Source organism: Moraxella lacunata (assembly GCF_002027545.1).
Taxonomy (GTDB): domain Bacteria; phylum Pseudomonadota; class Gammaproteobacteria; order Pseudomonadales; family Moraxellaceae; genus Moraxella; species Moraxella lacunata.
This window is the reverse complement of record NZ_MXAN01000111.1, coordinates 1-12991: the sequence shown is the minus strand read 5'-3', so window position 1 is coordinate 12991 and position 12991 is coordinate 1. Positions and strand designations below refer to the sequence as shown.

Annotated in this window: 14 protein-coding genes; 5 read left to right on the top strand and 9 right to left on the bottom strand. The window is 42.4% G+C overall.

The window, feature by feature from the left end; genetic code table 11:
- Window positions 1–475 precede the first annotated feature (475 nt).
- Window positions 476–1090, top strand: a complete 615-nt coding sequence (gene sodA / locus B5J94_RS13105; RefSeq protein ID WP_062501046.1) for a superoxide dismutase [Mn] — start codon at window positions 476–478, stop codon at window positions 1088–1090.
- A 363-nt stretch (window positions 1091–1453) separates the two neighbouring features.
- On the opposite strand, the gene B5J94_RS13100 is transcribed toward sodA, so the two are convergent.
- Window positions 1454–1945, bottom strand: a complete 492-nt coding sequence (locus B5J94_RS13100) for a c-type cytochrome (RefSeq protein WP_062501044.1) — start codon at window positions 1943–1945, stop codon at window positions 1454–1456.
- A gap of 135 nt (window positions 1946–2080) precedes the next feature.
- On the opposite strand from B5J94_RS13100, the gene B5J94_RS13095 reads away from it, so the two are divergent.
- On the top strand, window positions 2081–2302 hold the full coding sequence (locus B5J94_RS13095; RefSeq protein ID WP_079364186.1) for a hypothetical protein: 222 nt from the start codon (window positions 2081–2083) through the stop codon (window positions 2300–2302).
- Window positions 2303–2339: 37 nt separating this feature from the next.
- On the opposite strand, the gene hemF is transcribed toward B5J94_RS13095, so the two are convergent.
- The 6 genes from hemF to B5J94_RS13070 all read right to left on the bottom strand — a co-directional run bounded on the left by hemF (window position 2340) and on the right by B5J94_RS13070 (window position 7322).
- Window positions 2340–3317 carry an oxygen-dependent coproporphyrinogen oxidase gene (gene hemF, locus B5J94_RS13090; protein WP_062501042.1) on the bottom strand — a complete coding sequence of 326 codons (978 nt, stop codon included), beginning with the start codon at window positions 3315–3317 and terminating at the stop codon, window positions 2340–2342.
- A 122-nt stretch (window positions 3318–3439) separates the two neighbouring features.
- Window positions 3440–3562, bottom strand: coding sequence for a hypothetical protein (locus B5J94_RS15070; protein ID WP_265734273.1), 123 nt, complete (start codon window positions 3560–3562; stop codon window positions 3440–3442).
- A gap of 54 nt (window positions 3563–3616) precedes the next feature.
- Window positions 3617–4930, bottom strand: a complete 1314-nt coding sequence (locus tag B5J94_RS13085) for a S1C family serine protease (protein ID WP_062501040.1) — start codon at window positions 4928–4930, stop codon at window positions 3617–3619.
- 968 nt (window positions 4931–5898) lie between these two features.
- Window positions 5899–6036, bottom strand: a complete 138-nt coding sequence (locus tag B5J94_RS14280; RefSeq protein WP_156471071.1) for a hypothetical protein — start codon at window positions 6034–6036, stop codon at window positions 5899–5901.
- Between the two features lie 263 nt (window positions 6037–6299).
- Window positions 6300–7067: an ABC transporter permease gene (locus B5J94_RS13075; protein ID WP_062500391.1), complete on the bottom strand. Its 768-nt coding sequence runs from the start codon at window positions 7065–7067 to the stop codon at window positions 6300–6302.
- A gap of 66 nt (window positions 7068–7133) precedes the next feature.
- Window positions 7134–7322 carry a DUF3800 domain-containing protein gene (locus tag B5J94_RS13070; protein ID WP_228144603.1) on the bottom strand — a complete coding sequence of 63 codons (189 nt, stop codon included), beginning with the start codon at window positions 7320–7322 and terminating at the stop codon, window positions 7134–7136.
- Between the two features lie 23 nt (window positions 7323–7345).
- Between B5J94_RS13070 and B5J94_RS13065 the strand changes: the two genes are divergently transcribed.
- Window positions 7346–8154 (top strand): IS5 family transposase gene (locus B5J94_RS13065; protein WP_211271096.1). Its coding sequence is split into 2 segments (ribosomal slippage): window positions 7346–7741 and window positions 7744–8154, totalling 807 coding nucleotides; the frame shifts between segments, so codons are not numbered across the junction.
- A 103-nt stretch (window positions 8155–8257) separates the two neighbouring features.
- Here the strand turns inward: B5J94_RS13065 and B5J94_RS13060 are convergent.
- Both B5J94_RS13060 and gyrA read right to left on the bottom strand, forming a co-directional pair.
- A complete protein-coding gene (locus B5J94_RS13060; protein WP_062500383.1) occupies window positions 8258–8959 on the bottom strand; it encodes an IS1 family transposase in 702 nt (233 codons plus the stop codon).
- Between the two features lie 193 nt (window positions 8960–9152).
- On the bottom strand, window positions 9153–11846 hold the full coding sequence (gene gyrA / locus B5J94_RS13055; RefSeq protein WP_062500381.1) for a DNA gyrase subunit A: 2694 nt from the start codon (window positions 11844–11846) through the stop codon (window positions 9153–9155).
- 324 nt (window positions 11847–12170) lie between these two features.
- Between gyrA and rpsT the strand changes: the two genes are divergently transcribed.
- Together rpsT and B5J94_RS13045 are read left to right on the top strand one after the other, a co-directional pair.
- Window positions 12171–12437, top strand: a complete 267-nt coding sequence (gene rpsT / locus B5J94_RS13050; protein WP_062500380.1) for a 30S ribosomal protein S20 — start codon at window positions 12171–12173, stop codon at window positions 12435–12437.
- Window positions 12438–12611: 174 nt separating this feature from the next.
- Complete coding sequence (locus B5J94_RS13045) at window positions 12612–12941, top strand: YhdT family protein (protein ID WP_079364184.1); 330 nt, start codon at window positions 12612–12614, stop codon at window positions 12939–12941.
- Window positions 12942–12991: the final 50 nt, after the last annotated feature.

Sequence of the window (12991 nt, the reverse complement as noted above, 5' to 3'; positions counted from 1 at the left end):
TTTATTTTTTAAATAAAACTATCTCATGCTTTATTCTCAGTGTTTTTAAAATACCCATAACAACCCCATCAAACCCATCGTAAAATTAGACCCGCACCTAATCATTTTTTTTTAAAAATTTTTATATTTTCATTCTCATAACTATTGTCATCGCTCTGTAACTACTCTATAATAGACTTCTTTCCAAACCCTGATTTTTATGGATTTTTAAAAACTTCAACCCCAATACTTATAAGGGTTTATTTTTAGTTTGGAAAGAGATTTAATGTAAAAATGTTATCAATGTTCAAAAAACCCATTATTAAGTGATAAAATAAGTACTGATTTTATCACTTAATAATGATAATCATTTATTAGATTGGTTTTTTGTAAACTGATAAAATAGCACTTGAAATTTGCCAATTTTGCCTTTATATTGATGGGACAAATCAATGATTTGTACAAACATTAACCCTAATTTTATTAAGGAATTATCATGTCTTTTACCCTGCCTGAGCTAGGTTACAGCTATGACGCATTAGAGCCACATTTTGACAAAGAAACCATGGAAATCCACCATTCTCGCCATCATCAAGCGTATGTCAATAACGCCAACGCTGCCCTAGAAGGCACTGAATGGGCGGACAAATCAGCCGAAGAAGTTATCGCCAACCTATCTGCACTGCCTGCCGACAAACAAACAGCCGTTCGTAATAACGCAGGTGGACACGCCAACCACAGCCTATTTTGGACAATCCTAAAAACTGGCACAGAGCTAAAAGGCTCACTAAAAGACGCCATCGTGCGTGATTTTGGCTCGGTAGAAGCGTTCCAAGAGCAATTTGAAAAAGCGGCTGCCACTCGCTTTGGTTCGGGTTGGGCGTGGCTGGTTAAGCAAGGCGACAAACTCGCTGTTGTTTCAACTGCCAACCAAGACAGCCCACTGATGGGTAAAGACGTGGCAGGGTGCGAAGGTACGCCAATCATCGGTCTTGACGTGTGGGAACATGCTTATTACCTAAAATACCAAAACAAACGTCCAGACTACATCAAGGCGTTCTGGAATGTGGTAAACTGGGACAAAGCCCAAGAAAACTTTGATAAAGCGTAATTTATAAAACGATTGGTTTTAAATAATTATTGCTTAAAAACAAAAACAAGCTCAAATTGGGCTTGTTTTTTGTTTGTATAAAATATAGGTATTAATATTATTAATTAATAATGTCTTTGATTGAAGTTGTAGGAGCGTGCTGTGTATGCTTGATAAAGATGGTGTCACCCAAGAGCGTGTGCAACACGCCCCCACAAGTCCCGTGGTAAATAAACACTTGGGCGAATCGCACTCTTCCCTTTTTTATATGTCAATATTATCAAATTATTTTAATTGAACAATTCTAAAAAATAAATAAGGGTAAACCTAATTTACCCTTAAAATTATTTAAAAGTTTATTAATCAACAATCAACAATTAACAATCACTTTTTATAAACCTTGTGGCAACTGCCACAGCCTTCTGCCATGGCTCCAAAAGCGGCATTGACATCATCGGCACTTTGGGCAGTGGCGGCGACTGCCACAAGGTTTTGGGTGGCGGCATCAAACTCGTCTTTTTTGGCTTGGAAACCTGTCGCATCTGACCATACAGCGTCCTGAGAGTCGCCTTTGGCATTGGCATCATTAAAGTGCGTCCACATTTGGACGGTGCTACCACTGATGAATTCAGCTTGCTCTTTAAAGGTGGCGGCATCAAAATTGGCAGGGTTTTCCATCATGCCTTTTAGGATATCATTGGCAGCACGCCAGTCTTGCATTAGGTCTTGGCGGGCTTTGACATCGGGTGATGTTGCTGAGCTAGCACCAGCAGGGGCTTTGTCGCCACAAGCAGTCAGGGCAAGGGCGGTTAGGGCGATGAGACCAAAAGATTTTACCGATTGCAATTTTAGAGATTTCAATTTTGCTGATTTCATGGGGCTTTCTATCAAGGTGGCTTGGTATTTGACAAAAAAGAATTGGCAAAAACCAATTCTTTTTTATTATTCATGAGTTTATATAAACTTTTTATATAAACTTGACCTAGGGCGTGTTGAACTTTGGTATTTGCAATGAAAAATAGGGGAAATCGCCCGTTTTTCAAGGAAAAAGTGAAGTTTGATAGTCATTCTATCAAACGAACTTTTGACGATGAAAAACAAGATTTAGCCATTTTTCATGCAAAAATAGATAAAAGTTTTAAATTTTCATCTTATTTTACAAAAATGTTATCAATGTTCAACACGCCCCAAATATATCACAAGCCTTTGATGATTTCAAACGCCATTGCATAAAAGCACATAAAGTTACATTTAATAACAAAGCGAGTGTTTATGATTGATTCATCAAACCAAGCCAATCTCTGGGCTTTAAATAAAAGTCGGTCAGTTCAAACTCTGGCGTGCCTGTCACGGGTTCGTAGCGATATGCCCAGCTTGCCAAAGGGGGCATGGACACCAAGATGGACTCGGTGCGACCATTGGACTGCAAGCCAAACAGCGTGCCACGGTCATAGACAAGGTTGTACTCAACATACCGCCCACGGCGATACAGCTGAAAGGCACGTTCATCGGCGGTGTAGGGTCGGTGTTTGTTGTTTTCAAAAATAGGAATGATACCATCAATGTAGCCTTGCCCTACCGCCTGCATAAAGGCAAAGCATTTTTCAAAATCCCAGCCTTGGGTGGTGATGTTTAGGTCATCATAAAACAGCCCGCCCACGCCACGGCATTCGCCACGATGTTTTAGGTAAAAATAGTCATCACACCACGCCTTAAAGGTCGGGTAAATATCATCGCCAAAAGGCTGACACAGCTCATGAGCGACGGTGTGCCAATGCACGACATCATTCATCACAGGGTAAAAGGGAGTTAAATCAAATCCGCCCCCAAACCACCAAATTGGCTTACCGCCATCGGCAGGCGTGGCGACAAACAAGCGAACGTTGGCATGACTGGTTGGAACATGGGGGTTTTTGGGGTGGACGACCAAAGACACGCCCATCGCCTGTGCGGTCGCTCCTGCCAGTTGGGGGTGGCGTTCACTGGCGGATGGGGGTAGATTGCGGATGTGAATGTGACTAAACATCACGCCTGCCTTTTCGATGACCACGCCATCAGAGAGTACGTTTGAGCGACCACCACCGCCATCGGGGCGTTCCCAGACGTCGCTGATGAATCTGGCAGAGCTTGCCCCATCGACACCGCCTGCGTATTCTTGGGCTTCTAGGGCTTGACAGATGTTGTCTTGTAAGGCTAATAAAAATCGGCGGACAGCTAGGATTTTGTCGTCATCGATGTGTTCACTCATGATATTCTCGTGGTTTGTAAATGATGGATAAATAGTAAGGCTTTATTTCAAAAATTCAACAAAAAAACTAGGGCGTGCCTACCATTGATAACATTTTTAAAAATAAGATGAAATTTAACACTTTAATTCATTTTTGCATGAAAAATGGCTAAATCTGGTTTTTCATCGTCAAAAGCTCGTTTGATAGAATAACTATCAAACTTCACTTTTTCCTTGAAAAACGGGCGATTTTTCTCATTTCTCATGGCAAATATCAAAGGCAGGCACGCCCTAATACCAAGATTGGGTTTGGTTTGCCATCAACGTCCGTGCATGCGGTTTAACTGATTAAACAGCTCATTAAGATAAGCACGCTCTTCGGGACTCAGAGAGCGACTGTCTTGCTGGCTGTTTTGGCGGTTGTTGCCACGACTGGGGCGTTCGCCGACGGTGATGGTGAGTTCATGCTCATCATCGCCACGCTTGACCACGGCATCAAGCGTGCTGTCGGGAGCCTTGGCAGAGACGATACCGATGAGTGTGTTGGCGTTGTCAATGGTTTTGCCGTCTAATGACAGCACCACATCGCCTGCCTGTAGACCTGCCTTGCCTGCTGGACCATCCGCCATGACACTGGCGATGACCACGCCTTCGTGAGTGGTGAGATTGGTGGGGTTTTCCCTGACAGGGGCAATCTCCACGCCAAGCCAGCCACGGCTGACCCTGCCAGTGCTAATCAGTCCGTTCATGACCTGCTCAACAATGGTGGTAGGAATGGCAAAACCAATCCCCATCGAACCGCCAGAGCGAGAGTAAATGACGGTGTTAATCCCGACCAACGCCCCATTGGCGTCCACCAAAGCACCGCCTGAGTTACCGGGATTGATGGCGGCGTCAGTCTGAATGAAGTCTTCAAAGGTGGTCAGACCCAGTCCAGAGCGACCAGTGGCAGAGATAATGCCTTGGGTGACGGTCTGTCCCACACCAAAGGGATTGCCAATGGCAAGTGCGACATCGCCCACACGAATGGGTTCACGGCGAAACGCCAGTGGGACTAGGTTGTCCATCTCAACCTTAATCACCGCCAAATCACTCTCCACGTCCGCCCCGACGATGGTCGCCCGTGCCTTACGTCCGTCATTAAGAGCGACGGTAATCTCATCGGCTTGTTCTATGACATGGGCGTTGGTGACGATATAGCCATCTTTGGAGACAATCACGCCCGAACCCAGACTGCTCGCCCCCCTGTCAATCTCTTGCCCTTGCCCATAGTATTCAAAAAACTGCTCCAACACAGGGTCGCCCATATAAGGGTTTTGCACCTTTTGGGTGGTGTAGATATTGACCACGGACAGACTGGCTTGGGTGACTGCGTCGTGATAAGAGTCTACTGTGGGGGCGGTGTCAGGGTTGTTGTGGGCTTTGGGCGTGGCAAGGGTGGGTTGCCATACCTGCTCGCTTGACTGTGTATTTGGGGCAATCTGCTCAGTTTTGGGGGCTTGGCTTTGGGTGGTTAGGGGCGTGGCGTTGTGCTTGGCGACCAATAGCACCAAAGCCGTGGCTAAGGCTAGGGCAATGAGCCATGGCAGGATAACCCAAATGCTTGCCCCCGTCTGACGGTGAGTGTTGTTCATGATTTTCCTAAAATTGTTTTGATAAAATAAAGTATATGTCAATCTCAACTTAAAATGATAACTTATTGATTGCCCTATAATTATTTTTGGGTTGTAGATACCATTCGGGGTGATGATGGATGAGAAAGTAGGCTAACATCTACACTGCGTGCTTTTAAGCACAAGGGGCGAAACAACGCTACTTTCTCACAAACCCCATTATGGTTGCTTATAATGGGGTTTTGTTTTAGGTATTATAATACAAGGGGCGAATTACATTCGCCCAAAACTCAATATTTATAGAGTGAATTGCAATTTTTCCAAGGTGATACATTTACCATGGGGCAAATGTAATTTTCCCCTACAAATTATTTTAAAATATCATTGTTTGATAATCATTTTATTTGTAAAGTTTTTGAAATTTACCCAAAAAAATGTGTAAGATACGTATCTTTTTAATAATAGTCTAAGCATTATTTAAAGCCTAGGTTTTTTAAGGATTCGGTAATAGGAATTGGACTGAAACCTAGTTCTGATTTGTTGTTAACAAACTCGTAACAGGTGGGATATCTATCATCTATAAAGCCATTGCCTAAGTACAACAAGGAATAAGCAATATCATAAGTCTTTTGGTAAGGGGCACAAACGTGTTGGTTGTTTTTGTTAAAAATCAACTTACTTTGTATTTCATTACCATTTTTTTCAACATAGAAATATGCTGGCATTGCATAGACATGTTTTGTTTTAGGGTCTAAGGCGACATAGTGAAAGTCTTTAAGGCGGATTAGTGATATTTTCTATTAAATCTCTTTCCAAACTAAAAATAAACCCTTATAAGTATTGGGGTTGAAGTTTTTAAAAATCCATAAAAATCAGGGTTTGGAAAGAAGTCTATTAAAATTGATATCTTTGGTTGTAAATCTTTTATACACATCCACATTTCTTTTATCGCAAAAGTTAATGTCAAACTTTGGCTCTATGCTATTAGATTAACGTTCATCATAATAAGGGTCGCACACATCAATTTTATAACCGTCAACGGTTTTAGAGTTTTGATTGGAAGCAATGGCGGAATTTGCTAACGTAAATGCCAATGATAAAGCTAAAATATTTTTCATTAAACTCATTTTTTAACTCCAAGTTGATTGGTAATAAGATGATTTTGATGATATGCTTTATTTAAAATGCATAGAGTAATTTTTATGAAAAAATTGTATTAAAATTTTCGTATTATTATAGCCTAACTTTTTACTGATTGCAATTATATTTTAAAGCTTTATGAACGATTGTAAATTTTATTGATAATGACTTAATAAAAGCAAGTAAAGGAGTGCATCATGAGTAATCTACGGGATTTTTTATTTAACTTTTAAATTCAAGCTTTTATCAATCATTTTAAATACTGATATTTTAATACCTGTCTTTCAATCAATTTAACACTTGCCAATAATACAAGCGTTAAAAAACTGATAAAAAATATCACCGCAAACATATTATCCAGCTCATACGATTTTCGCACACGGGTCATATAGACCCCAAGCCCATGATAACCGCCAAGCCATTCTGCCACCACCGCCGAGATAAGGGCATACGACAAGGCAACTTTTAATCCTGTAAAAAAATATCCCATAGCAGACGGTATTTTTAGATGGCGGTAAGTCTGATAATGGCTTGCTTTTAATGAACGAAAGAGATTTAATTGCTCTTTTTGTACTGAATTATAGCCGTCCACAAGTGCAATCGTCATGGGGAAAAATACCGACAATACCACCAGCACCACTTTTGGCAATATGCCATAGCCAAGCCAAATCACCAATAACGGAGCGATGGCGATGGTTGGAATGGTTTGGTTGAGCAGTAAAACAGGATAAACGATTTCTTTAAATTTTTTGGAAAAATCCATTAAAATGGATAACACAAAACTTAATATTAGCCCAATAACCGTTCCCAAAAATGCCGTCATCAGCGTATATTTGGCATGACCCATCAGCAAATAAAAATCATCAATAAACGCCTTAATGATTTGTATGGGCGATGGCAATAAATAATCAGGAATAAAACCAAACCCAATGACCATTTGCCAAATAATAAGCAATAGGATAATCAGGCTATATTGAATGCCATAGGCGGTAAGATTTTTTAGAAAAGAAATTAACATAACTTTTATTTGGATTATTTGGCGTTGTTAATTAACCATACCTTTGGACGGATTTGTAGGGGCAAATTACATTTGCCCTGTGATAAAGTGTTGATTTTTGGGCGAATGTAATTCGCCCCTTTTATTAAAAATACAAAATGCCAAAACAAAAATAGGGTATTTTGAATTGATGTTATCCAAATTATGGTCGCCACTTTCATCTACATAAACAATAAACCCCTCACAAAACTCCCCCAAACCCCTTAAAATCAACACCAAACAACAACCTTTGATAAGTCATGAGATACAAACACCTTTGCCAAAAGCCTGATGATGTGTTTAAAAGACTAAGTGGTGTTACCCGTTCTGTGTTTGACACAATGGTCAGTATTGTCGCACAAAACAAAAAGACAGGCAGACCACGCAGTTTGAGTTTTGAAGACCAAGTACTGCTCACATTAGAGTATTTGCGTGCCTACAAAACACAGCTTGAACTGTCAGCAGATTATGGCATTAGTGAAAGCAACATCAACCGTACCATCATTAAGGTAGAAAACGCACTCATAAAATCAGGACAGTTTAACCTACCCAAACGCATACATAAACCAACAAACCAAACTGATGATACTGTCTTTGAATATGTGCTTATTGATGCCACCGAAGTTGCTTGTCAAAAACCCAAAAAAAGCAAAGATACTCATACAGTGGCAAACAAAAACAGCACACCTTAAAAATACAAGTCATCTATAACCCAAACATCAAACAGATTGTGAGCATACACACCAGTAAAGGCAGTATTCATGATGTAAGACTGGCAAGACAACACATCAAAGACTTAGCAAGCTATCAGTTTGTCATCGCTGATAAAGGCTACATAGGTCTTGAACATACAGGGCTTATCACCCCTATCAAAAAGCACAAAAACAAGCACCAAGACAAAGAGATAACACAGATTAACAAAGCCATTGGTAAAAGACGTATCATCATAGAACACATCAATGGCAAACTAAAAGTATTTAAAATCCTAAGCACCACTTACCGCAACCACCAAAGAAGGTTTAACCTAAGGGTGAATTTGATTGCGGGGATTGTGAATAAGATGATTTAGTTTCGCAAGAGGTCTAATATAATTACTAAAATTCATGTCATCTCTTAACGGTTTGCTATTCTGCCGTCATTATAAAAACAAAGGTTCTGATTCAAAAAGTATGCTACACCCACCCATAGTTGATATAATGAAACACCAAGTCAAATGCTTTAAGATGATTGGTTAGGTTTTTAGAGAAACAACACGTTTTTCTAAATGCTCGCCTAGCAAAGGTTCTAAGCCTTGTGTTATTGCCTTCAATACCAACGGTAAAGCGTTTGCCAACTTTTTTGATAGAGTGCTTAAAAGCAACAAGAAAGCTCTCCCAGTTATCACAAGCAATTTTGTTAAAACTTATACCTAAACTTAGAAGTTTTGACCTTAACTGTTTGGCAGTAGCAAGGTTTCGTCTGCCCCATACATAGGCAACAATCTCACCTGTGTGTCTATCATACGCATAGATGAGCCAAACTTTGTTTTTCTTGTTACCCACGTAAGTCCAAAACTCATCTATCTCTAAGGTATTGTAATGCTTTTGTCTTGGTTTGATTTGGTGATTACTGTTTGCAAGCACGCTAAGTACTTTACCCTTACTAACTTCTTCAAGTATCATAATGTCAACAATACTACAACCACGAGCTAACATTAAGCGTATTTTGCCATCGATGTAAGATTGACAACCTTTGTAAGTAAGCTGTAAATGATGAACAAACTGTCTGTGGCAGTGTTTACAAAAATAGTTCTGCTTGCCATAGCTTTTTATGCCATTTTTCTTTATACTAACCGATAGGCAACTTGGGCAAGTAATGGTAATTTGTGTCTTCATAACCGTAAATTACCAACTTTTGTGCAAGTTGTCTTTTTAGTTTTTGTTACAGCATACTTTTTGGACTACTACCAAAACAAAATACCAAAAATACTATCTTGTTTTTTTCTGAAAAATAAGATAATGGATTAATTCAAAAAACAATAACCTCACCCCCCCCAACAAAAAGGCGGACATCAATCCGTCTTTTTTATCATTCGCTGTCTTGGCTCGTTTCTATCATCTCGCCATGTTCGCTGTCGCTGTCATCATCGCTTGGCTCTTCATGCTCCACACAGGCAAGTCCCACCAGCGTTTCACTCTCGCCAATGCGAATGAGCTTAACCCCTTGGGCGTTACGTCCTGCGGTTGCGATTTGGGCGACAGGCGTGCGGACAAGCGTGCCTTTATCAGAGATTAAAATCACGTCTTCATCGCCTGTTACCGCCACCGCCTTGACAAGCTGACCGTTACGCTCTGATGTCTTAATGGCAATCACGCCTTGACCGCCACGCCCTTTGGTCGGATAGTCGTCAATCGGAGTACGTTTGCCGTAGCCGTTTTCGCACGCTGTCAAAATCTCGCCTGCCTGTGGGGCAACCACGAGCGACACCACACGACTGACCGACACCACGCTGTCATTATCACTGTCATCGGTATCATCATCGGTCGGCTCGTCATCGTCTAAGCCGAGACTGGCGAGCAGATTGACACGGATGCCACGCACGCCCTTGGCGGTACGTCCCATGGTACGAATGGCGGATTCTTTAAAGCGAATGGCTTTACCTTCGTTGGAGAACAGCATAATCTCCTGCTCCCCGTCCGTAATCGCCACGCCAATCAAGGTATCGCCGTCCACAAGGTCAATGGCTCTTAGCCCGTTGGCACGCAAATTGGCAAATTGCGACAACGCCACACGCTTGACCGTACCGCTTGCCGTGGCAAAAAACACAAATTTACCGTCATCGGCTAGGCTCTCCACCGGCAAAATGGCGGTTACGCTCTCGCTTGGGTCAATGTTAATCAGATTGACAAGCGGTCTGCCCTTTGAGCCACGAGACGCAATCGGCACTTCAAAACCACGCAAGCCAAACACTCGCCCTGTGTTGGTAAAGCACAAAATATGGGCGTGCGTACTGGTAACGAGTAAATGCTCAATCACGTCATCTTCTTTCATGGCGGTCGCTGATTTGCCTTTTCCGCCACGTTTTTGGGCTTGGTAGTCGCTCACGGCTTGGGTTTTGGCATAGCCTGTATGCGACACGGTCATGACCACCGTCTGCTCTGGGATTAAATCTTCACGGCTAAAATCGGCTCGTGCGTCCACAATATCGGTTTTACGCTCATCGCCAAAATCATCACGGATTTGGATAAGCTCCGCCTTAATCACGCCCATGAGTTTGTCAAAATCCGCCAAAATCATCTGTAAGCGTGCAATCTCGCCCAAAATCTCTTGGTATTCTTTGGATAATTTGTCCTGCTCCAAGCCTGTCAAGCGGTGCAGTTGCATATCCAAAATGGCGTTCACTTGGTCGGGCGATAGGCGGTATTCTTTGTCATCATTGATAAGCCCAAACGGTGCGTTTAAGTCCTCGCCTTCGATGATGTCAGGGCGGATAGACGTTGCCCCTGCATTTTTTAGCATGGCAACCACATTACCCGCCTGCCAGATACGCCCAAGCAGGTTTTCACGAGCCTCAGAGCGGTTGGCGGACTTTTTAATGGTCTCAATGATGTCGTCAATATTGGCAAGGGCAATGGTCAAGCCCTCAAGCAGATGCCCACGAGCTTTGGCTTTATTAAGCTCAAAAATGGTACGGCGTGTAACAACCTCTTGGCGATGACGGATAAAGCTAGCAATCAAGTCATGCAAGGTCATAAGGCGTGGCTGTCCGTTGTCAAGGGCAACCATGTTAATGCTAAAACTGGACTCCAAGGGCGTTTGCAAAAATAAGTTATTTACCACGACTTCGGCATTTTCGCCACGTCTTAGGTCAATGGCAATCCGCATACCCTCTTTGTCGGACTCATCACGCACGCCTGTGATACCGTCTAATTTTTTGTCATTGACAAGTTGGGCGATTTGCTCGATGAGTTTGGCTTTATTGACTTGATAAGGAATCTCGGTAAAGACAATGCGTTCACGGTCTTTGCTCGCCCCTTCCATGTTTTCAATGACATAACGCCCACGAATGTGCAGTCGCCCTTTGCCTGTGCGATAAGCGTCCGAAATGCCACTACGCCCATAGATGATACCACCTGTGGGAAAATCAGGTCCACTGATGTGGCTTGCCAGTTCATCGCCCGTAATCATGGGGTTGTCGGCATAGGCAAGACAAGCGTTCACGACTTCGGTCAAGTTGTGCGGTGCCATGTTGGTCGCCATACCCACCGCAATGCCCGTTGCCCCATTGACAAGCAGGTTTGGTACACGAGCAGGTAGCACAGACGGCATTTTTTCGGAGCCGTCATAGTTGTCTTCCCAGTCCACCGTGTCTTTGTCAAGGTCGGCAAGCATTTGGTGCGTGAGTTTTTGCATACGCACTTCGGTATAACGCATGGCGGCAGGCGGGTCGCCGTCCACCGAACCGAAGTTACCTTGTCCATCCACCATCATATACCGCATAGAAAACGGCTGGGCAAGACGCACAATGGCATCATACACGGCAGTGTCGCCGTGGGGGTGATATTTACCGATAACATCGCCCACGACACGAGCGGATTTTTTGTAGGGTTTGTTATAATCGTTGGACAGCTCGTGCATGGCGTACATCACACGGCGGTGAACAGGCTTTAAGCCATCTCGCACATCAGGCAAGGCACGAGAGACGATGACGCTCATCGCATAGTCAAGGTAGGACTGCTTTAATTCATCAACAATCCCAACGGGGGTTACGCTATCGGTCATAATTTTTCCAAGGAACACACATAAAGGCGACATTATAGCACAAAATGGCAAAAATGGCGAATTTTACGCCATAAAATATGAGCTTTTTATTTTAAAAAATTATTAAAAATCAATATGTTAAAACTTTATGGTTTGGCGGTTTTTTAGAATTTTTAAAAACCTAATAAGGCACTTGAATAAATCCCAAAAATTTGCTAATATATCGGCTTTATTGTGTTAGGCAACGTGTCTCCTTTATTTTATTGGGTAATTCGGTGGCTGCCTGAATTATCGCCTACACTAAGTTACTTTTATCCATTTTTACTTTTTGTAAGGAAAATTATCATGGCAAACTCAGCCCAAGCTCGTAAACGTGCACGCCAAAACGTAAAACGCCGTGCCCAAAACGCTTCTCAACGTTCTATGGTTCGCACCTACATCAAACGTGTGGTATCTGCCATCGAATCTAAGTCTTATGACCTAGCAACCGAAGCCTATGCCAAAGCCGTTCCTGTGATTGACCGCATGGCTGACAAAGGCATCATTCACAAAAACAAAGCTGCTCGTCATAAGAGCCGTCTAAACAAAGCTATCAAAGCTCTAAAAGCTTAATCGGCACGCATACTAGTTTTGGCAACAGACTTAAAAAGACCTTAATATTAATTAAGGTCTTTTTTATTTTAAAGTGGCAGATTTTGTGCTAAAATTTGCACGTTTTTTCGCCTTTATTTTGCTTTTATCTTGCCCTTATTTAAAGGGTTTTATAAGAATTTTCAAGGACGCACCATGTCAGACACCCCACCCCAAGCCAACCACCCCACCCCTAATCAATCTCCTACACCCACCCCACTCACCCATCAACTCAACCGTGAAGCCAAATGGTCGATATACCTGACCTTGCTGTATTTGGCAGGTTGGGTGATTTTTGCCTATTTTGTGCCAACTGGGACGGGGCTTTTAGGCTTGCCACTTTGGTTTGAGCTAAGCTGTGTTTTTTTGCCGTTTGTTTTTATTTTAATCAGCATGGCGGTATTAAAGGCGGTTTATCAGGAAGTGGATTTGGACGGTGAATTAAGCAACGAGTTAAATCACAATGACAAACAAGGGGAAAATTAATGAATCTAAATATCCAAATTTTAATCCCCCTTGTGAACCGCACCCCAAAA

Excerpts from the sequence above, each read along its gene's own strand:
- sodA (WP_062501046.1), top strand. The coding sequence starts at position 476 with ATGTCTTTTACCCTGCCTGAGCTAGGTTACAGCTATGACGCATTAGAG.
- B5J94_RS13100 (WP_062501044.1), bottom strand. The coding sequence starts at position 1,945 with ATGAAATCAGCAAAATTGAAATCTCTAAAATTGCAATCGGTAAAATCT.
- B5J94_RS13095 (WP_079364186.1), top strand. The coding sequence starts at position 2,081 with ATGAAAAATAGGGGAAATCGCCCGTTTTTCAAGGAAAAAGTGAAGTTT.
- hemF (WP_062501042.1), bottom strand. The coding sequence starts at position 3,317 with ATGAGTGAACACATCGATGACGACAAAATCCTAGCTGTCCGCCGATTT.
- B5J94_RS15070 (WP_265734273.1), bottom strand. The coding sequence starts at position 3,562 with ATGAGAAATGAGAAAAATCGCCCGTTTTTCAAGGAAAAAGTGAAGTTT.
- B5J94_RS13085 (WP_062501040.1), bottom strand. The coding sequence starts at position 4,930 with ATGAACAACACTCACCGTCAGACGGGGGCAAGCATTTGGGTTATCCTG.
- B5J94_RS14280 (WP_156471071.1), bottom strand. The coding sequence starts at position 6,036 with ATGAGTTTAATGAAAAATATTTTAGCTTTATCATTGGCATTTACGTTA.
- B5J94_RS13075 (WP_062500391.1), bottom strand. The coding sequence starts at position 7,067 with ATGTTAATTTCTTTTCTAAAAAATCTTACCGCCTATGGCATTCAATAT.
- B5J94_RS13060 (WP_062500383.1), bottom strand. The coding sequence starts at position 8,959 with ATGAAGACACAAATTACCATTACTTGCCCAAGTTGCCTATCGGTTAGT.
- gyrA (WP_062500381.1), bottom strand. The coding sequence starts at position 11,846 with ATGACCGATAGCGTAACCCCCGTTGGGATTGTTGATGAATTAAAGCAG.
- rpsT (WP_062500380.1), top strand. The coding sequence starts at position 12,171 with ATGGCAAACTCAGCCCAAGCTCGTAAACGTGCACGCCAAAACGTAAAA.
- B5J94_RS13045 (WP_079364184.1), top strand. The coding sequence starts at position 12,612 with ATGTCAGACACCCCACCCCAAGCCAACCACCCCACCCCTAATCAATCT.